Origin of the sequence: Pseudoxanthomonas sp., assembly GCF_036845285.1 — a bacterium.
Classification (GTDB): Bacteria; Pseudomonadota; Gammaproteobacteria; order Xanthomonadales; family Xanthomonadaceae; genus Pseudoxanthomonas_A.
Genome location: NZ_DAIUEE010000002.1, coordinates 374,859 through 394,225, shown reverse-complemented (window position 1 = coordinate 394,225; position 19,367 = coordinate 374,859). Strand labels below are relative to the sequence as shown.

The 19,367-nt window shown below is 66.3% G+C and carries 14 protein-coding genes and 1 tRNA gene; 5 read left to right on the top strand and 10 right to left on the bottom strand.

Translation table 11 applies throughout. The features are described from left to right. Positions 1-14: 14 nt before the first annotated feature. A complete protein-coding gene (locus V7060_RS04380) occupies positions 15-1,745 on the bottom strand; it encodes a formylglycine-generating enzyme family protein (RefSeq protein WP_334178098.1) in 1,731 nt (576 codons plus the stop codon). 243 nt (positions 1,746-1,988) lie between these two features. On the opposite strand from V7060_RS04380, the gene rnd reads away from it, so the two are divergent. After that, positions 1,989-3,098, top strand: coding sequence for a ribonuclease D (rnd, locus tag V7060_RS04375; RefSeq protein ID WP_334178017.1), 1,110 nt, complete (start codon positions 1,989-1,991; stop codon positions 3,096-3,098). Positions 3,099-3,115: 17 nt separating this feature from the next. Further along, positions 3,116-3,191, top strand: a tRNA-Ala gene (locus tag V7060_RS04370). Between the two features lie 196 nt (positions 3,192-3,387). Here the strand turns inward: V7060_RS04370 and V7060_RS04365 are convergent. After that, a complete protein-coding gene (locus tag V7060_RS04365) occupies positions 3,388-3,978 on the bottom strand; it encodes a TetR/AcrR family transcriptional regulator (protein WP_334178016.1) in 591 nt (196 codons plus the stop codon). A gap of 376 nt (positions 3,979-4,354) precedes the next feature. Between V7060_RS04365 and V7060_RS04360 the strand changes: the two genes are divergently transcribed. Beyond that, positions 4,355-4,966 (top strand): cytochrome b, encoded by a 612-nt coding sequence (locus V7060_RS04360; protein WP_334178015.1) that lies wholly within the window; start codon positions 4,355-4,357, stop codon positions 4,964-4,966. Between the two features lie 130 nt (positions 4,967-5,096). On the opposite strand, the gene V7060_RS04355 is transcribed toward V7060_RS04360, so the two are convergent. Both V7060_RS04355 and V7060_RS04350 read right to left on the bottom strand, forming a co-directional pair. Further along, positions 5,097-7,850, bottom strand: a complete 2,754-nt coding sequence (locus tag V7060_RS04355; RefSeq protein WP_334178014.1) for a TonB-dependent receptor — start codon at positions 7,848-7,850, stop codon at positions 5,097-5,099. A 321-nt stretch (positions 7,851-8,171) separates the two neighbouring features. Further along, complete coding sequence (locus V7060_RS04350) at positions 8,172-9,788, bottom strand: alpha-glucosidase family protein (RefSeq protein ID WP_334178013.1); 1,617 nt, start codon at positions 9,786-9,788, stop codon at positions 8,172-8,174. A 371-nt stretch (positions 9,789-10,159) separates the two neighbouring features. Here V7060_RS04350 and V7060_RS04345 point away from each other — a divergent pair, with 371 nt between their 5' ends. Together V7060_RS04345 and V7060_RS04340 are read left to right on the top strand one after the other, a co-directional pair. Continuing rightward, entirely contained in the window at positions 10,160-11,545 is a 1,386-nt protein-coding gene (locus V7060_RS04345) for an MFS transporter (RefSeq protein ID WP_334178012.1), read from the top strand. Next, complete coding sequence (locus V7060_RS04340; RefSeq protein ID WP_334178011.1) at positions 11,545-13,221, top strand: alpha-amylase family glycosyl hydrolase; 1,677 nt, start codon at positions 11,545-11,547, stop codon at positions 13,219-13,221. The genes V7060_RS04345 and V7060_RS04340 overlap by 1 nt, the downstream gene beginning before the upstream one ends. A 10-nt stretch (positions 13,222-13,231) precedes the next feature. Here V7060_RS04340 and V7060_RS04335 read toward each other — a convergent pair whose 3' ends face one another. The 6 genes from V7060_RS04335 to V7060_RS04310 form a co-directional block, all read right to left on the bottom strand. Continuing rightward, entirely contained in the window at positions 13,232-14,812 is a 1,581-nt protein-coding gene (locus tag V7060_RS04335) for a PepSY-associated TM helix domain-containing protein (RefSeq protein WP_334178010.1), read from the bottom strand. Between the two features lie 10 nt (positions 14,813-14,822). Next, a complete protein-coding gene (locus V7060_RS04330; protein ID WP_334178009.1) occupies positions 14,823-15,086 on the bottom strand; it encodes a hypothetical protein in 264 nt (87 codons plus the stop codon). After that, complete coding sequence (locus tag V7060_RS04325) at positions 15,086-15,370, bottom strand: hypothetical protein (protein ID WP_334178008.1); 285 nt, start codon at positions 15,368-15,370, stop codon at positions 15,086-15,088. The genes V7060_RS04330 and V7060_RS04325 overlap by 1 nt, the downstream gene beginning before the upstream one ends. Positions 15,371-15,399: 29 nt before the next feature. After that, positions 15,400-17,517, bottom strand: coding sequence for a TonB-dependent siderophore receptor (locus V7060_RS04320; protein WP_334178007.1), 2,118 nt, complete (start codon positions 17,515-17,517; stop codon positions 15,400-15,402). A 121-nt stretch (positions 17,518-17,638) separates the two neighbouring features. Beyond that, a complete protein-coding gene (locus V7060_RS04315; RefSeq protein WP_334178097.1) occupies positions 17,639-18,679 on the bottom strand; it encodes a LacI family DNA-binding transcriptional regulator in 1,041 nt (346 codons plus the stop codon). A gap of 177 nt (positions 18,680-18,856) precedes the next feature. Further along, positions 18,857-19,339: an OsmC family protein gene (locus tag V7060_RS04310; protein ID WP_334178006.1), complete on the bottom strand. Its 483-nt coding sequence runs from the start codon at positions 19,337-19,339 to the stop codon at positions 18,857-18,859. Positions 19,340-19,367: the final 28 nt, after the last annotated feature.

Below are 19,367 nucleotides of genomic sequence, written 5' to 3'. Positions count from 1 at the left end.
CCTCTCCCTGGCGGCTAGATGCCGCGAACGACGCGGAAGCCCACCCGCGCATTAGTCATATCCGAATCCGAGGACGAACGCCACGCGGCGCGCGCCTGTGCCGGCGAACTGGCCCAGGAGCCACCGCGCACCACCCGCGACCGGCAGCCGGGATTGAACCACGCCGCACCGTCGGCCGGTGCGCGCCGGTAGCTGGCGTGCCAGCAGTCGCCGACCCATTCGCTGGTGTTGCCGCCCAGGTCCTTCAGCCCGAAGGCGTTGGCGCGGAAGCGGCCTACCGGCGCCGGGCCCCAGTAGCCGTCACCGTAGGCGATGAAAGCGTTGTTCCAGGTGCGCCCGCTGGGCGAGGCGTCGTTGCCGCCGGTCAGGTTGCCGAACCCGCGGGGCGGCTGGCCGTCGCCCCACGGATAGCGGCCCTGCTGGCCAGCGCGTAGGGCGTACTCGTATTCGGCTTCGCTGGGCAGGCGGTAGCCGTGCCCGGTCTGTCCGGCCAGCCACTCGGCGTAGGCTTCGGCGTCGTACACGCTCACATGCAGCACCGGCATGTCGTCGCTGGCGCGGTCGCCGGCATAGTCCGAGCGCCAGTCCACGCCGCTCCGGCGGACGAAATTGCCGCTGCGCTCGTCGTACACCACCGAGTGGCCACGGCGCGTGGCGCGCGGACGGTACTGGGTAGCTTCGATGAACCGGCGGAACTCGCCTACCGTCACCGCATGCCGCGCCATCGCGAAGCCACGGTCGAAGCGTACGTAATGGGCGGGCTTCTCGGCATCGGCGGCGCCGTTCTCTTCATCGGCGGCGCCCATCAGGAAGCCGCCATGCGGCACCACCACCATTTCCGGGCCACGCCCACCGTTATGCAGGGCATCGGTGAAGACCTGCCCGGGCCGGAACAAGCCGTAATAGGTCGCGCGATCGATGCGTTCGCGGAAGTCGGCGGCGACACGGTTGCCCGGTTCGGCGATACGCAACACCTCTGCCAGCTTCACGCGTGCGTCCTTGATGCCGAGTGGAGTCGCCATGTCGCGCACGCCGGCATCCCGCAGCTCGACGATGCGCGCCATGCGGATGGCCTCGACGCGCACCCGCGCGTCGGCGACCGTCTGCGCGTCCTCGCGCACCGTCGCGGCGTGGTCCAGCCACCGGCGCGCGGTGGCGAAATCGCTGACCTGCGCAGCCTCTTCGGCGCGACGGATCATCGCGCTCTCGACGGCAGCCACGCCCTGCGTCGCACGCGCCTGTCCCGGCTTCCACTTCAGTACCTCGCGGAATCCGGCCAGTGCGCCGCCCCCCTCTTCGCCCAGGCGACCCTCGCGCAAGGCCCGTTCGCTGGCCACGTTCAGCCGGGTCAGCTGGTCGGCTTCATCCACGCGCGCCAGGTACGCGGTGACCGCCGGATCGCCCGGCGCCAGCGTGCGCGCGACCGCCGCGACCTGGCGCGCGCGGCGCAGCGATTCGGTCCAGTCCTCCGCGTGGCGCAGCGCCTGCGCACCCTGGTCGAGCAGGCGATCGAGGCTGCGGCCCAGGCCAGTCTTGACACGCGCATCGGCGGGATCGATGCCTTGCAGCGCGAGATACAGCGGGATGGCGTCGTCCGCGGTTTCGAACAAGCGCCCCTCGGACAACGCACGCGCGGCGCGCTGGTGCGCGTCCGCCACCTCGTCCGGCGTCAGCGACACGGGCGGCGCACGCCAGTTCAATTCGTCCACGCCGCTGTCGTCGCCGCTGACGGTGACGCTCGGCATGCGCACGGCGTCGGTCGCGTCGTCCGTATCGCCCGACGTGGCGCTGTCGCGCGAACACGCGGCGAGCCACAGCAACGACAACAACAAGGCGGCGGGAATCGCGCGCAGACAGCCTCCATGACGGGAGCCGCCGGTCCCCGTGAGAGAATGCCGGCAGGCAATACGTGCAGACCATACCGGCTGGGCCGGGACCTTGGGTTATTGTCGCCTGACTGAGCAAACGACGCATCACGCGGAGAAGACGTGCCCCATTGGATCGATACCCCCGCCGCGCTGGACGCGCAGCTTCAACGCCGGCCCGCGCGGATCGGCCTGGACACCGAGTTCGTGCGCGAACGCACGTTCTGGCCGCAGCTGGCGCTGGTACAGATCGCGATCGACGACGATGTGCTGCTGGTCGATCCGCTGGTACCCGGCATGACCGATGCGCTGCGGCCGTGGCTGCTGGACACCACGATCACCAAGGTCATGCACAGCGCCAGCGAGGACCTGGTCGCCTTCAAGTTCGCCTGCGACGCACTGCCCGTGCCGCTGTTCGATACGCAGATCGCCGCCGCGATCGCCGGCGTGGCCAGCGGCATCGGCTACCAGAAGCTGGTGGAACGCGTCACCGGCGTCGCCCTGCCAAAGGGAGAGACGCGTTCGGACTGGCTGCGCCGCCCGCTGAGCGAATCGCAGCTGCACTACGCCGCCGATGACGTGCGTTACCTGTTCGCCGTGCATGACGCGCTGCGGACGGACCTGATCGCGACCGGCCGTCTGGTCTGGCTGGAAGAGGACTGCGTGCGCTTCGTCGACAACGCCGCCCACGACGACGGCGAGCGCTGGCCGCATCTGTCCATGCGCAGTGCGCAGTTCCTCGATGCCGCCGCACAGCGACGGCTGGTGCAACTGCTGCGCTGGCGCGATGTGCAGGCCCGCGCCAGCGACAAGCCGCGCAGTTGGATCCTGGACAACGAACTGGCGGTGGCGCTGGCCCGCACGCCGCCCGCCGACAGAGCGGCCTTGTTGCGCCTGTTCGATACCCAGCCCAAGGCGCCCAGAAAACTGGCCGACGCGATCTGGCAGGCGCTGGCAACGCCGCTGGAGGATGCCGACGCCATGCCGCTGGCGCGCGCGGCGTCCGACACCGACAAGACGCGGCTCAAACGCCTGCAGGACGCCGTCTCCGCACGCAGCGCGGACCTCGGTCTTCCCGACGGCGTACTGGCCTCGCGTCGCTACCTGGAAGCCCTGCAGGAGTCCGGCCAATGGCCCGCGGCCCTCTCCGGCTGGCGACGCAGCGAACTGGAGCCGGTGCTGGCCCCGATCCTGGCGACCTCCGGCTTGGCACAGGCAGCCGCCGGAGGCTAGAATGGCCCCGCTCTTGTGGGGCCATAGCTCAGCTGGGAGAGCGCGTCGTTCGCAATGACGAGGTCAGGAGTTCGATCCTCCTTGGCTCCACCACTTACACGAAGCCCCGCTCACGCGGGGCTTTTTGTTTCAAGGGATTGCAGTGTTCCGCACCCCGATGCGGACGGTCCTTGTCCAGGCACCGATACGCGGTTCTTCCTGTGTGTTGGCTCAAGTCGACCTTAAGGGAAGCGTTCCAGACCTGCGTATCCGGCTGACCAGGAAGCATCCGACGGACCCGAACGCTAAATCACGCCAACTTGAGTCCATCCAGTAGACGGTCCAGGCTGCCGAGCGCTTGCGCCAGGCGCGTCTCGATATCGCTATCGGGTTCGGCAATCCAGAAGGAGGCCTCCGTGATGGCACCGTAGATCATCTGCGCCAACACGCCGCTGTGGAGAGGCGCCATGATGCCCTCCTGGATCAACCGGTCCAGTGACGCCTGCAGTGCCGCAATGGCAACCGACTGGGCCTCCTTGGGAACATCGCCAAGTACGGCACGCGCGTCCTGCAGGATGATGCGCCGAATCTCCTGCTCCAATGCCAGCTCCAGATAGGTGCGGCAACGACGCCGGAAACTCTCCCAAGGCGTCGGGGCGGCTTCGGAAACGCGTTGCAGCCGCTCGCCGACCTCCGCTTCGATCTGCTCGACCACGCCGATCAGCAGGCCTTCCTTGCCGCCGAAATGGTGGTACAGGGCTCCTCGGGTCAGCCCTGCCCGTGCCGTGATGTCGTCCATGGACGCATGCGCATAGCCCTGCGTGGCGAACACATGGCGGGCGGTGGTCAGCAGTTTGGCGCGGGTCGTCGCCATCATTTCAGCGCGGGAACGTCGCGTCATCGGCCTCTCCCTGACATCACTTGCATACGCGGCGCATCTTAATTGACATACGAAGCGCATGTAAATATAGTGCGCGCCTACATGCACGGCGTATGTGAATGTCTTTCATGCGATGGATGCACGTGACAACGCGAATCGAGCGACATGCCCTGTCCCACGATGACCTCCGGCAGCGCCGCGCCAGGCGGATGACGCGGTACCAACCGCAGCTTCCGCGACGTCGCACGGTTCGACGCCGAAGGCATACCGGCGATCCACAGCACCAATTCCGCGCCGACAGCGGCAGGCGAAATCGAATCGCCTGCCGTGAGGCAGCGCCCAGACCCACTTCGCTTATTGACCAGACCCACTTCGCTTATCGAAAGGAGCACGGCCCATGCAATATCGAAACACCGCAACAGGATTCGGGGCCATCGCCAAGTTCTTCCACTGGACCAGCGCCGCTGCGTTCATCGGCGCCTATGTCGTCGTCTACTACATCATCTGGTTCATGGACGACACCTCCCCGGCGTCCTTGCCCGTGCTCAACATCCATTGGGCGCTCGGCCTGCTGGTCGGTTTCATGGTGCTGCCGCGACTCATGTGGCGCCTGCTCGATGTTCAGCCACACGATCCGCCGGGTTCGAAGCTGGAGCATCGACTTGCGCATGCGGCGCATTGGGGGCTGTACGGCCTGCTGATCGCGATGCCGCTGACCGGCTACCTCGGCACCGGCGCACCCACCGACTTCGGGTTCTTCGCCATCAAGGGCTTCAACGAGACATCGCTGTTCGCCTGGATCAGTCACGCGTTCGACGTTACCTGGGACGCGTTCGAGGCGCCGATCGACGTGGTGCACCACTTCCTTGGCAAGTGGATCGCCTGGGTGATCGTCGTACTGCACGTGGTTGCTGCGCTGCTGCACCACTGGATACGCCGCGACGACGTGTTGACGCGCATGCTGCCCTGGTCGACAGCGTCGAGGGCATCGAAGGAAGGCCACTCGTAAGCCGGTACCGGCATGGCCACGTTCGTGCGAAGCGCTGCTCCCTTGCCTCTTCCGAACACCAGGATACGGATGGCACAAAAAAAGCCCGCCGGCATGACGCCGACGGGCCGGGAGAGCACGGTTTACGTGATCAGAACTTGTAGCTGACACCCAGCAGGTAGCTGCGGCCCCATTCGACGTACTCCAGCGGACGGTCCTTGCTGCCGGCGTAGGTGCGGTAGGCCTCGTCCGTGAGATTGCTGGCCTGCAGGAGAATGCTCAGCCCCGACAGGACATGGCCGTCCGGGAAGGAGTAGCTCACCTGCGCGTCGGTGATGTTCTCGCCGACCACGTAGCGCAGCGTGCGGTTGCCGTTGAAGTTGCCGATCTCGCCGATGAAGTCGGAGCGGCGACGCTGGTTGACGCGCGCCTCGAAGCCGTTCCTCTCGTAGTACGCCGTCAGGTTGTAGACGCGCTTGGACAGGCCCGGCAGGTCGATGTCGCCACCGCCCACGCTGGATGCGCTTTCCGGGTCGCGGATCTTGATGTTGCTGTCGTTGAAGGTAGCGCTGGCTACCACGCCGAAGCCCCGCAGCGCATCGGTGAGCATGTCGAGCGGCAGCGACGCCGTCAGTTCCAGGCCCTGCAGCTTGCCGCCCTTGCCGTTCTGCGGCGTGGTGAGCTTGCCGGTCGGATTGACCCCGATACCACCGATGGGAGCGAAGCCGCCGGTGTACTCGGACAGGTCGTGGAAAGGGTCGTCCTGGGTATAGATGTACGACTTGAGGTCCTTGTAGAAGTATGCCGCCGCCACGTACGCCTTGGTGTCGAAGTACTTCTCGTAGGAGATATCGAACGCGTTGGCGCGCCACGGATCCAGCTCCGGGTTGCCGCCATTGGCGAAGCTGTCACGCAAGCCGTTCTGGTCGTTCGGGTTGTCCGATGCGCTGACCTCGAGCGAAGCACGCAACTGGTCCACGCGCGGACGCGCGACTTGCCTGGCCAGGGCGACACGCAAGGTCTGGTCGTTCTCGAAACCGAACGCCAGGTTCATGCTCGGCAGCACATCGGTAACGGTCTTGCCGATATGGATCGGCTGGGGATTGCCGCCGTTCGAGAGCCGGATCGCATCGGACGACTGGTCGACGCGCTGGATCTGTACGCCGGCGTTGCCGCGAACACTGACGTTGCCCCAGTCGGTGTTGATGTTGCCGCGCAGGTAGGCCGTGGTGGTTTTCTCGCGCACGTCCCACGCCTTGGCGACCAGGTACGGGAACGCGTCGTCGCTCGGCTCGAACGTCATGTAGCGCGCCACGGCGCCCGGTACATTCCACGAGGGGATGTAACCGATGCCGGCGAAGCCGAGGTCGACCGGCCGGTACTGCAGGTCCGACGCGATAGTGGTGATGCCCTGGGCACCGAGGTTGATGTTGCCCTCGGGCTGGCGCTTGTTCTTCTCGCGGTCGGCGTAGTTCAGGCCGACATCGATGTCGGACATCCAGGACAGGAACGACGGCGCCGGGAACGAGGCGGCCAGCTTGCCCGTACGGAGTTCATCGACGACGTTCGGCACCTTGCCGTAGCCCGAGCCGTAGATCGTACCGGTCAGGTACAGCGATTCCGGATTGGAATAGTCGCGACCCGGATTGATCTGCGAAAAGCCGTTGTTGCGGATCTGCAGCTGCAGCGTATCCAGCTGCGGCGCCGGCAGCATCTGCGTGTTGTTCTCGAGATTGAGCTCATCGCGCTTGGCGCGCGACCAGCCGATGTCGGCGACGATGCGCGCCTGGCCGGCAGTGAATTCGTTGTTCCAGCCGAACGCGTTGATCTCGTCTTCGCGCTTGTTGTACATGCCGCGCACCAGCGGATACACATTGCCGACAGTGCCGCCGGTGAACGTGTTGCTGCCATTGATCTGCGGGTTGGTGACCTGCAGCCGGCCGTAGCCGCCGTTGTAGTCGCCGATGTGCACTTCCAGCTGGTTGGCCGTGTCGACCTGCTCGGCTTCCGAATGGAACAGGTCCAGCGTGCTGGTCCATGCATTCGACGGACGGAACTGCAGGGTGGCCATCACGCCGTCACGCTTGGATTCGCCGGTGCGGCGCAACGCCTTGATGCCGTCGGAGTAGAACGTACCGGCCGCCACGCCCGGACGCCAGCCGTCGCCGATCGCCTGCCACGGCTCGTACAGGCCGACCTGGTTTTCCTGGATCGGCGTGGTGGTGTGCGAGTAGCCGATCGAGAAACCGAACGTACGGGCCTCGTTCTGGGTGATGTAGCTGGCGTTGATGCGCTCGCCGTAGGCGGACGAATCCGCCGCCGCGCCGAGCGAGTTGCGCTGGCCGCGAACACCGACGGTGCCGACCGGTGCATCGAAGCTCAGCGGACGCACGGTCTGCATGTCGATCGTGCCCGACAGGCCCTGGCCGATGAGGCCGGCATCGGGCGTCTTGTAGACGGTGACGCCAGCGACCAGCTCGGACGGATACTGGTCGAACTCGACGCTGCGGTTGTCGCCGGTGCTGACCATCTCGCGCCCGTTGAGGGTCGTCGTGGAGAAATCAGGCGACAGACCGCGCACGCTGATCACCTGCGCGCGACCGGCGACACGCTGCGCGGCAAGACCGGGCAGGCGACCGATGGATTCGCCGATGCTGACGTCGGGCAGCTTGCCGATGTCTTCGGCCGACACCGCTTCGACGATGGAGGTGGACTCGCGCTTGACGGAAATCGCGCTCTCGATGCCGCGGCGGATGCCGGTGACGACGACGGTATCGAGTTCGGTCGCGTCGTTCGCGGGCGTCTGGTCAGCGGCGGCGGTGGCGGTCTGGGCCTGTACGCCGGTCGCGGTGAGCGCGATGGCGGACGCCAACGCCGCGCTCAGCAGGTTGCGCTTGAGTTGCATGTTCCCCTCTCCAAGGACGTTGTATGCGATGAACCGGGTGCGTCGCGCGATGCGATCGCCCGGGTCTTCCATGCCGGGCGCAGTGTCCCGGAATGTGCGGCCATGGTAGTGGCGTGCGCAGCCGCACAAATCGGCCTGCATACGTATTCATGCATATTTCCGACGGCGTCCTTAACACGCGTTCCATACGGAAAAACAGGCATCGGACCGGCGTCTTCGTCTTGTCCGCGCACGGTGCATGAGCGCCGCATCGTGGCGGCGGAATGTGACGCCCTCGAACGGGACGCAGTGCCTCCGACACGCGGTCGGAGGCGCAACGTGTCAGGCGATGCTGGCGAAATACACGCCGCGTGGCGGCAGCGACAGCGTCCCGCCCTCGCGTGTCGCACACTGCAGGCCATGGCCTTCCAGTGCATCGGCGACGATGCCTTCCGGCAGCGGCCACTGCACGTCACCGGCAGACAGGTTGAACACCACCAGGATGCGCTGCCCCTCCTCTCCACGTACGAAGGCGAGCACCGGTTCGGGCGCATCGAGGAAACGGATGTTGCCGCTGCGCAACGCGGGTTGTGTCCGCCGCCAGGCGAGGAATCCGCGCACGAGGTTGAGCACGGACGACGGATCGGCATCCTGCTTCGCGACATTGATCGCGCGATGCTCCGCGGGAATCGGCAGCCACGGCTGGCCCTGGCTGAAACCGGCCTCGCGTCCGTCATTCCACGGCATCGGCGTGCGGCAGCCGTCGCGGCCCTTGAAGTTCGGCCAGAACGTCTTGCCGTAGGGGTCCTGCAGCGCTTCGTAGGGCACGTCGGCCTCGGGCAGGCCCAGCTCTTCGCCCTGGTACAGGCAGACGGAACCGCGCAACGAGCACACCAGCGCGACCAGTTGCGCCGCGAGTGCCGGCGACGCATCGCCACCGCCCCAGCGCGTGACCGCGCGCTGCACGTCGTGGTTGGATACGGCCCAGCAGGGCCAGCCATCCACCATCGCCGCTTCCAGCCGCTCGACCGTGCTGCGGATATAGGCGGCGCTGCCGTCTTCGGTCAGCAGTTCGAAGCTGTAACCCATGTGCAGGCGCCGGTCGGTGACGTACTCGGCGGTGGTCGCCAGCGAATCCTCCGACGAGATCTCGCCGAGCGCGGCCGCATCCGGATAGCGGTCCAGCAACCCGCGCAGGCGTTCGAGGAAGGCGACGTTCTCCGGCTGCGTGTTGTTGTGGTAGTGGTACTGGTACGCGTAGGGATTGTCGGGACTGAAGCCGCGGCCCACGCGCTGTTCCTTCGGCTTCGGCGGATTGTCGCGCAGTTGCGCATCGTGGAAGCAGAAGTTGATCGCATCCAGCCGCAGGCCATCGACGCCGCGGTCGAGCCAGAACTGCACGTTGTCCAGCGTGGCCTGCTGCACCGCCGGGTTGTGGAAGTTCAGGTCGGGCTGGCTGGCGAGGAAGTTGTGCAGGTAGTACTGCTCGCGGCGCGGTTCCCAGCGCCAGGCGACGCCCCCGAACAGCGACATCCAGTTGTTGGGGGGCGTGCCGTCTTCCTTCGGATCGGCCCACACGTACCAGTCGGCCCTGGCGTTGTCGCGGCTCTCGCGGCTTTCCTTGAACCAGGCATGGTCGACCGAGCAGTGGCTGAGCACCTGGTCGATCATCACCTTGACGCCCAGCGCATGCGCCTTGGCCAGCAGGCGATCGAAGTCGGCCAGCGTGCCGAACAACGGATCGACATCGCGATAGTCGGCGATGTCGTAGCCGAAGTCGGCCATCGGCGACTTGAAGAACGGCGAGATCCAGATGGCGTCCACGCCCAGGCCGGCGATGTAGTCGAGCTTCTCGACGATGCCGGGAAGATCCCCTACCCCGTCGCCGTTGGTGTCCAGGAAGCTGCGGGGGTAGATCTGGTAGATCACCGCGCCGCGCCACCAGTTGTTCTTCGTCATCGATGCACCCGTCGCAATGCGTAGCGCACCCCTCCGGTGCGCTCGGCGGGCGCCACTATTCCACGCCCCGTCGGAATGCGCGCAGGCGGGTCGTCATCGGCACGCATGAATACGTATGCAGATCGCGATGCGCGCACGACGCGCACCGATCGACCCGCGACGCATCCGTCGCACGTGTGTACGGCCAAAACGCTGATGCACCAACGGTTTCGCGCGGCATGGCATGGCGCGGCCACGCGCGGACGCAGGCACCGTCGCAAGCGCGCATTGTTTGCGGTGCAGCATGGAATCGGTCGCGCATGTCGGCAAGATGCCGCGACGCTCGCCAACGCGTGCGCACTCCGACCGCATCGCACCGCCAGGGAACCCGAATGATCGCCAAGCCCCGCCTGTCCTTCTGGCAGATATGGAACATGTCGTTCGGCTTCCTCGGGATCCAGTTCGGCTTCGCGCTGCAGGGCGGCTTCATGTCGCGCATCTTCCAGACGCTGGGCGCGGAAAAGGATGCGCTGCCGCTGCTGTGGATCGCCGCGCCGTTGACCGGCCTGCTGGTGCAACCGGTGATCGGCTACTTCAGCGATCGCACCTGGCATCCGCTGCTCGGGCGCCGGCGTCCCTACTTCCTCGCCGGCGCGATCCTCAGCTCGATCGCCTTGGTGTTCATGCCGCACTCGCCGACGCTATGGATCGCCGCCGGCCTGCTGTGGGTGCTGGATGCCAGCATCAACATCAGCATGGAGCCGTTCCGGGCACTGGTCGCGGACAAGCTGCCGGAAGAACAGCGGTCCTATGGCTTCGTGCTGCAGACGCTGATCATCGGCATCGGCACGTGGGTGGCCAGCAACCTGCCGTGGTTCATCTCGCAACTCGGTGTCTCCAACGAGGCGGGTCCGGGCGTGGTACCGCCGTCGGTGAAGATCGCCTTCGCGATCGGCGCCTTCGTCTTCATGGCCAGCATCCTGGTCACCATCCTGACCACGCGCGAATATCCGCCGGACGACCTCGAACGCTTCCATGCGGAAAAGCGCAGGCAGGACAATGTCGTCGCCGAGATCTTCGCCCATGTCGTCCACATGCCGGCACAGATGCGGCGGCTGGGCGTGGTGCAGTTCTTCAGCTGGCTGGCGTTCTTCGCGATGTGGAGCATGGCGACACCCGCATTGACCGAACACGTCTTCAAGGCGCCCGCGCCGGACCCGGCCGCCTTCGACATGGGCGTGCCCGCGCAGGCGGCGGCGTTCCAGTCCGCCAATGGCGCCTTCCAGGACGCCGCCGACCTGGTGGGCTCCTACATGGGCTATTACGGCCTGTCGTCGATGCTGGTGGCCTTGCTGCTGAGCTTCTACGCCGCACGCCTGCCGCTCAACCGCAAGGCCGTGCATGCCGGCTCGCTGGTACTGGGAGGATTGGGATTCCTGTCGATGTGGTTCGTGCCGCATCCGGCCTGGCTGATCGGCTCGTTCGCGCTGGTCGGCGTGGCGTGGGCCAGCATCCTGTCGATGCCATACGCGTTGCTGTCCAGCCACGTGCCCGCACCGAAGATGGGCATCTACATGGGCATCTTCAACATGTTCATCGTGGTGCCGCAGATCGTGGCCGCCACGTTGCTCGGGCCGGCACTGCGCCATCTGTTCGACAGCCAGGCGATCTTCGCGCTCGTGATCAGCGGCACCAGCCTGCTGCTGGCGGCGGTGTCGCTGGCGGGCGTACACGAGACCACCGACGCCTCCCCGTCCATCCAACCGCAGGTGCATTGATGCGACCTCCCCGCCCACGTCCTTTCGCCATCCTGCTGGCATCGCTGCTCGGTGCGCCTGCCGCGTACGCCGCCGACGATTTCTATGGCACGACCGAGCCGTTCGCGCGCGAAGCCGTCTACTTCGTACTGACCGACCGCTTCGTCAATGGCGATCCTTCCAACGATCACCGCGATCAGGGCGGCAAGAACCCCACCTTCGATCGACCCACGCCGGGGGCACCGGCAGGCCAGACCGACAACGTCGGCTACCTCGGCGGAGACTTCAAGGGTGTGCTGGACAATGCGGGCTACATCCGCGACCTCGGTTTCACCTCGGTCTGGATCACGCCGATCGTCGACAACCCCGACGAAGCGTTCACCGGCGGCGAGGAAGTGAAGTGGGCGGGCATGTTCACCGACCGCGGCAAGACCGGCTACCACGGCTACTGGGGCATCAACTTCTACAAGCTCGATGAACACCTGCCGAGCCAAGGCCTGGACTTCGCCGGTTTTACCGCCGCGATGAAGGAAGAGAAGCTGGACGTGGTGCTCGACATCGTCGGCAACCACGGCTCACCCGCCTATTCGATGCCGAAGATGCAGCCGCAGTACGGCAAGGTCTGGGACAAGGACGGCAAGCTGATCGCCGATCACCAGAACCTCTATCCCGACAAGCTGGATCCGCGGCGCGAGCCGATGCACGCCTTCTACAACACCGGCGGCGGTCTGGCGCAGCTGTCCGACTTCAACGAAAACAATCCCGCGGTGATGGAGTACCTGGCCGGCGCCTACGAACAATGGATCGACCAGGGTGCGGCTGCGTTCCGCGTCGATACCATCGCCTGGATGCCACATGCATTCTGGAAAGAGTTCGCCGACCGCATCCGCGCGAAGAAGCCGGGCTTCTTCATGTTCGGCGAGGACTTCAACTACGACGCCGCCAGCATCGCCGGCCACACGTGGGCGCGCAACGGCAGCTACAGCGTGCTGGATTTCCCACTGAAGGCGAAGCTCACGGAAGTGTTCGAGAAGCCCGGCACCGGCTACGAGGAACTCGGCAAGGCGCTGTACCTGGAAGACGGACCGTACGCCAACCCGTACGACCTGATGACCTTCTACGACAACCACGACATGGCACGCATGAAGGCCACCGACACCGGCTTCATCGATGCGCACCACTGGCTGTTCACGGCACGCGGGATTCCGGTGATCTACTACGGCTCGGAAACCGGCTTCGAACGTGGGAACGCCGAGCACGCGGGCAACCGCAATTACTTCGGACAGGCGCGCATCGATGCCGCACCGCAGAGTCCGATCTTCGCGCCGCTCAAGCGCATCGCGACCCTGCGCCGCGATACACCGGCCCTGCAGCGCGGCCTTCAGCTCAACGTCCGCCTGAAGGGCGACCAGGCGATCTTCTACCGCGTACTCCAGCACGAAGGCGCCACGCAGACGGCGCTGGTGCTGTTGAACAAGGCGGACGCGCCGGCCCGGTTGTCGGTGTCGGACTACCTGGAAGCCGGGGAGTGGCGCGATGCCTTCAGCGGAAAGCGGCAACGCGTACGCAACCGCCTGCAGGCGGACGTACCGGCGCACGGCGTCCGCGTGTTCCTGTTCGACAAGCCGCTCACGCGTGCGGACACGCGCGAACGCCTGCAGGAACTGATGGCGCGCAAATCGACAGACCCGTCCTGAGACGGCGCGGCTATGTCCTGGCGGGCAGCGCCCAGGCGCTGTTCGCTTCACCGATGGCGGCCCGCCGCGCGGTGGTGCGCGCGAGCCAGGCGAAGCCGACCGCCATCGCCAACGCGCCCATGTCGATGGCGAACAGCGCGGTGTGACCTGCCGCCGCGCTCTTCCACAGCCAGGCACCCGTCGCCAGGCCGTGCGCGAGAGGCACCAGTGCGGTAACGATCGCGGCGGCCCACAGCAGTTCGGTCGCCGCACGGATCGGCGCACGCAGGACCGCCCACGCCACGCATGACGCCCACGTGCCGAAGCAGGCGGCCTTCACCCCGACATCGACCGGGATACCCCACGCCGCGCCTTTCGCCTCGAACGCCTGCGCCGCGACGAAGGCGGCCGAGATCGCCACGCAGACGCCGATGCAGATGCCTACCGTCGCCTTGGCCATTGCTACCTGCGCCCTGCCCTGCACGGCCTGGCGCCGCTTGCGCCGGGACTCGATCCACAGCAGGTTGCCGGAGTAGAAGAGGAAGGCACCGCCGATGCCGAACAGGAAGTACAGCCACTGCACCCAGGCATTGCCATACTCGCCGAAGTGCAGCAGATAGGCGATCGACAACGTGGCGTGGTTGGCGTCGCGGTTGCCGGGCAACTGGCTGGCGACGAGTTCGCCGGTGTTGGCATTCAGTGCAACGGCGCCCAGCGCACCCAGCGTGCGTGGCGATTCGCCGGTGATCTCGACCACCGCATTCGCATCGCCGGCGTGGGTCAGCTTCAGGTAGACCGGCTCGAACGCCTGCAGCCCCTGTTTTCCGGCCTCTTCCTGCGCACGCGCATGCCACATCGCCAATCCACCGAGCGCTTCACGTTTTCCCGTCGCTTCGAGCTGCGGGGCAGTGTCGAGCGCCGCGGGCATGGCATCCGGTAACTTGCCGCCGTAGATCAGCGGATTGAGCGCCAGTGCCAGCAGCATGCCCAGGCACAGCAACGCGCCGGTGACCGCGAACATCACGTGCAGCGGAAGACTCAGCACGCCGATCACGTTGTGCGCGTCCTGCCAGAAACGCTTGAGATTGCGGCCCGGGCGCAGCGCGAACAGGTCGTCCAGCAGTTTCGGCAGGTGGATCACGATGCCGGACACCAGCGCCACGCCATACAGCAGGCTGACGATCCCCATCAGGTAGATGCCTGCGACCGGGATGCCAAGCGAGTAATGCAGGGCATTGACCAGTTCGGACAACGCGGCGGCCGGTGGTTCGGTGCTGCCTTGCAGGTGATCGGGCGTGGCGTAGTACCAGGTGCCTTTTGCGTCGGGCCAATAGACCAGCGGCTGCGCGGATTCTTCGCCCGGGAACAGCATGCCGATCCAGTTGCGCGAGTCGGGATGCCGGCGGAGCGTTTCGTCCAGCAGGCGCTGGGCGTCTTCCAGCGTTCCGACAGGCTGGTGGGCGCCATGCGGCGACTGCCAGACCATCAGGTCGTGGTGATAGACCGTGATCGCGCCGGCGTAGAACGCGACGAACAGCGCGAATCCGGCGACCAGGCCGACCCAGGTGTGCAGCGCGGTGAACGTACGCAGCGTGGCGGATTTCAGCTTCATCGGAATACGCCTAGTGCACCCATTGCAGGTGGCGCAGCAGCGCCAGCGCCGCCAGACCGGTGGCCGCGACCGCGCTGTACGCCCACCACGCACGTGTACCGGTGCGGAACCGGAACGCCAGGCAGAACACGCCTATCCAGACCGGGAAGAACACCAGCCCGCCGGCGACCAGCGTGGACTGCCACGGCCCAGGCAGCAGCCAGCTGACCAGGCCCACGAGCGCGGCGGACAGGAAAAAGCCCGGCACGATGCCGGCGGAAGCGCGCCCCCACATCAGCCATCCCTCCGCGTCGCGTTGTCGACGCGCATGCCGGCGAAGTACGGCACCGCCATCATCGCAAGCATCCAGGTCCCGAGCATCGCGCACGACCCGGCGCCCAGACCCAGTTCGCGGATCCAGAGCACCCATGACACGAGCGCGAGCAGCACGCCCGCCCAGGTACCGGCGCGTCCAAGGCGGCGCCAGGCGTGCCAGCGACAATGAGGGGAGCCGGCGTACAGCCCCGCTGCCGACAACGCGGCAGCGAGGATGGCGGATACGGTGAGCAGGGACGGCATGGCGCTGGCTGGCGGCGACTATCGGCGGCCTACCACTGGTACCGCGCCGTCGCGGTGACCGAGCGTTCATAGCCGTAGTAGCACCAGTACACGGCGTTGCACGCGCTGATGTACTCCTTGTCGCCGACGTTCTGCACGTTCAGCTGGAACCTCCAGTTCGCCATGTCGTAGTGCACGGCGGCGTCGAACAGCGTGTAGGACGGGGTTTCCCACAGGTTGGGCGCATCGCCGTAGTGCGTGCCCGTGTAACGCACGCCGGCGCCGAAACCAAGCCCGGACAACGCGCCGCCGGTGATGGTGTAGTCGCCGCCAGCCGACGCCGAGTGCCTGGGCTGCAACGCGATCTGCTTGCCCAGCGTGTTCGCATCATTGCTCTTGGTCACTTCCGAGTCGATGTAGGCGTAAGCGCCATACAGGCTGAGGCCACGACCGACGTTCCAGCGTCCTTCGAGCTCCACGCCACGTACCTTGATCTCGCCCTGCTGGATCTGGAACAGCGGATGGGCCGGATCCGGGTCGATGGTCAGCGTGTTCTCCTGGGTCACCTGGTACAGCGCCAAGGTGGCCAGCACCTTGCCGTGGGCCGGCTGGTACTTCAGGCCAGCTTCGATCTGCTCACCGGTCGTCGGCACGAACGCGCGACCGGAGAAATCCGCACCCATGGTGGGCTGGAACGACTGCGACCAGCCCACGTACGGGGCCAGGCCACTGTCGAACACGTAGTTCACGCCCACGCGCGCGGAGAACTTGTCGTCGCTCTGGTGGCCACCATCCGTGTCCGTGCCGACCCAGTCCTGTCGTCCGCCGACGGTGAACACCCAGCGATCCAGCTTGATCTGGTCCTGCACGTAGACGCCCAATTGCGACTGCGTCTGGCGAGTGCTGGCCGTGGTGAGGGGATCGAAGTCCGGCACCAGATTCGGCATCGAGCCGTACACCGGGCTGTAGGCGTCCAGGCCCGTGGCGGCGAAGACGAAGTTGGAGTCGTAGTTCCACTTCGCACGACGGTAGTCCAGGCCTGCGAGCAAGGTGTGCTCGGCGCGGCCCGTGCTGAAGCGCCACTGCAGATTGTTGTCCAGGCCGAGGGTCTTCTCGTCTTCCTGCGTGGACCACAGGTAGCGGAACAGCGTGCGCTGGTCGGCCAGCAGCCCGAAGGTACCCACGGTCACGGCAGGCTCGACCTCGGAGTCCAGCAGGCGGGCACTCTGGTTGAACTGCACGCCGCCGCCGAAGTCGTGGCGGAATTCATAGCCGACGGACTTCATGGTCTTGACGTAGTCGTTGGCGTTCGGCTCGCCGGTATACAGGCTGGGACGGATCCTGCCGTTCGGGTTCGGCAGCAGCGTGCCCGCCGCCGGCAGGAAGCCTGCACCGGCCTTGGTGTCGGCCTTCTGGTAGCGCGCGAGGATGGTCAGCTCATTGGCGTCGTCCGGCTTCCAGGTGATCGCTGGTGCGACGTAGTAACGGTCGTCATGGATGAAATCCACCGGCGTGTCGCTGTTCCGGCCCAGCGCGGTCAGGCGGTACAGCAGCGTGCCGCTTTCATTGAGCTTCCCGCCAAAGTCCACAGCGAGCTGCCTCAGGTCGTCGCTACCCACCTGCACTTCGACTTCGCGCAGCGTGTCTTCGGTCGGACGCTTGCTGACATAGTTGACCAGACCACCCGGCGGCATCGCACCGTAGTTCACCGATGCAGGCCCCTTCAGCACCTCGATCTGCTCCAGGCCATACGGTTCGATACGGGTAATGCCGGTCCCGGAGCCTTCAGGCAGCGCAAGGCCGTCCATGTAGCGCGCCGGCGCGAAGCCGCGCACCAGCAGCCAGTCACTGCGGCTGTCGCTGCCGTAGGCGCCACCTTGCGCGCCGGCGGTGAACCACACCGCCTCTTCGACACCATGCAGGCCGCGATCCCGGATGTCGCGGGCCGTGACCACCGAAATGGACTGGGGGATTTCCTTCAGCGGTGTGGCCGTCCTGGTCGCCGTGCCGGCGTCCTTCGGAATGGGCGCCTGCACGCTGACCGTATCCAGCGTGGTGGCATCCGGCGCACTGGACTGCGCATTCGCCAGCAGGGGAGCCGCCAGCGCGATAGCCACGGCGAAACTCAGCGGGCGACGGAAAGCGGTGGGACGCGGAACAAAAGTCATGGGGACTGCTCGGCAACGGCCGGCGCCCCTGCCGCCGCCTGCCGGTCGACATCGGGCCAAGGGCAACGCCCGTACCGACCTGAAATAAGAATGATTCTTATTTTAGAGCCGATCGCACGATTCAGGCAACCGGCTTGCCGGTGGATCCCCGCAATGCCAGCCGGACCGGGATGGTCTGGCTCTCCGCGGCTTCGCCATGGATCAGCGCGAGCAGGCTCTCGACCAACAGCGCGCCCGCACGCTTGGTGTCCTGCTGCACGGTGGACAGGCCCGGCGTGACGAAGCTCGCCAGCGGAATGTCATCGAAGCCGGCCACGGCCACGTCGTCCGGCACGCGAAGCCCATGCTCCAGCAACGCCTTCATCGCGCCCACCGCGATCAGGTCGCTGGCGGCGAACACCGCATCGAATGCCACGCCGCTGGCCAGCAAGAGACGTGCGGCCTCATGTCCCGATTGCTCGGTGGTGATGGCGTCGATCTGCAGCGCCGGGTCCGCGTCCAATCCCGCCATCTCCAGCGCCTGCCGATGGCCCAGGTAGCGCTCGAAGAACTCGGGGTAATGATTGGACGCATGCCCCAGGAACGCGATGCGCCGCCGGCCCTGCGCCAGCAGGTGCGCGGTGATGTCGTGTCCGCCCTGGGTGTTGTCGCAGCCGATCGACACGCCCGGCGTGCCCGGCTGCACCGCGCCCCAGCGCACGAAATGGGTACCCTGCTCCACCAGCCGCTCCAGCCGGCCGCGCGCTTCCAGATAGTCCCCATAGCCCAACAGGATGATGCCGTCGGCTTTCTTGCTGTCCTCGTAGTCCGCCTGCCAGTCGTTGGACAGCTGCTGGAACGAGATCAGCAGGTCGTAGCCGCGTAGCGCACAGGCGCGGGTGATGCTGCCCAGCATCGACAGGAAGAACGGATTGATCGCCGATTCGTCCGGCGTCGGATCTTCGAAGAACAGCAGCGCCAGCGTGCCCGAATGCTGCCGGCGCAGGTTGGACGCGTTCTTGTCGACCTTGTAGTTCAGCTCTTCGGCGATGGCCAGGATGCGCTTGCGCGTTTCCTCGTTGACCATCGGGCTGCCACGCAGCGCGCGCGACACGGTGGGCTGCGACACGCCCGCCAGGTGGGCGATGTCCAGCGAGGTGGCCTTCCCTTTGATGGGTGCGATCACGGGCGGCGTCGGATACGGACTGCGGAGGACCGGATCATGCCACGCCCGATCATCGGCGGCGATCCGGACGCACGTGCGACAGTGCCTACTGCAGTTGTGGGGGCGACGTCAGTCGCGAAAGGCCAACGGTGAAGCCTCATCGCGACTGACCTCGCTCCCACGACAGCCGCCCGATCAGGCGCCGCCCTGATCCATGCGCGCGGTACCGTGCAGTTGCACGCCATCGGCGTCGGTGATGCTGACGGACACGTCAATGCCGTGGCGGACACTTTCCGTCACCACGCAGAAGTTCTCGAACTGCGCGAGGATGCGTTCCAGCGAGGCATGCGCGGCACCGGCTTCGGCCAACCGGATGTCGGCATGGATGTGCCCCACGCGCAGCCGGCCCTGCTCGTTGCGGACCAGCTCGGCCGTCGCCTGCGTGACCAGCTTGCCGGGCGCGTTCTTGAACTTGCGCAACGCGAACAGCAGGCTGGCCGACAGGCAGTTCGCCACCGCAGCCAACAGCAGGCGGGTGGGATTCGGGCCTTCGCCTTTACCCAGCGGCGCCGGCTCGTCGGCCATCAGGTCGGCGATGGCGGTGTCGTCGAAGCGGATGCGGAAGGCGTAGTCGTCCTCCTGTTCCAGGGTGATGCGTAGGGTGGTGTCAGCGCTCATGATCAGCCTCGATCAGGGTGGAAAGTTC

Bases quoted from the DNA above. Each gene is read 5' to 3' on its own strand.
- V7060_RS04380 (WP_334178098.1), bottom strand. From the start codon at position 1,745: ATGCCGAGCGTCACCGTCAGCGGCGACGACAGCGGCGTGGACGAATTG.
- V7060_RS04365 (WP_334178016.1), bottom strand. From the start codon at position 3,978: ATGACGCGACGTTCCCGCGCTGAAATGATGGCGACGACCCGCGCCAAA.
- V7060_RS04360 (WP_334178015.1), top strand. From the start codon at position 4,355: ATGCAATATCGAAACACCGCAACAGGATTCGGGGCCATCGCCAAGTTC.
- V7060_RS04355 (WP_334178014.1), bottom strand. From the start codon at position 7,850: ATGCAACTCAAGCGCAACCTGCTGAGCGCGGCGTTGGCGTCCGCCATC.
- V7060_RS04350 (WP_334178013.1), bottom strand. From the start codon at position 9,788: ATGACGAAGAACAACTGGTGGCGCGGCGCGGTGATCTACCAGATCTAC.
- V7060_RS04345 (WP_334178012.1), top strand. From the start codon at position 10,160: ATGATCGCCAAGCCCCGCCTGTCCTTCTGGCAGATATGGAACATGTCG.
- V7060_RS04340 (WP_334178011.1), top strand. From the start codon at position 11,545: ATGCGACCTCCCCGCCCACGTCCTTTCGCCATCCTGCTGGCATCGCTG.
- V7060_RS04335 (WP_334178010.1), bottom strand. From the start codon at position 14,812: ATGAAGCTGAAATCCGCCACGCTGCGTACGTTCACCGCGCTGCACACC.
- V7060_RS04330 (WP_334178009.1), bottom strand. From the start codon at position 15,086: ATGTGGGGGCGCGCTTCCGCCGGCATCGTGCCGGGCTTTTTCCTGTCC.
- V7060_RS04325 (WP_334178008.1), bottom strand. From the start codon at position 15,370: ATGCCGTCCCTGCTCACCGTATCCGCCATCCTCGCTGCCGCGTTGTCG.
- V7060_RS04320 (WP_334178007.1), bottom strand. From the start codon at position 17,517: ATGACTTTTGTTCCGCGTCCCACCGCTTTCCGTCGCCCGCTGAGTTTC.
- V7060_RS04310 (WP_334178006.1), bottom strand. From the start codon at position 19,339: ATGAGCGCTGACACCACCCTACGCATCACCCTGGAACAGGAGGACGAC.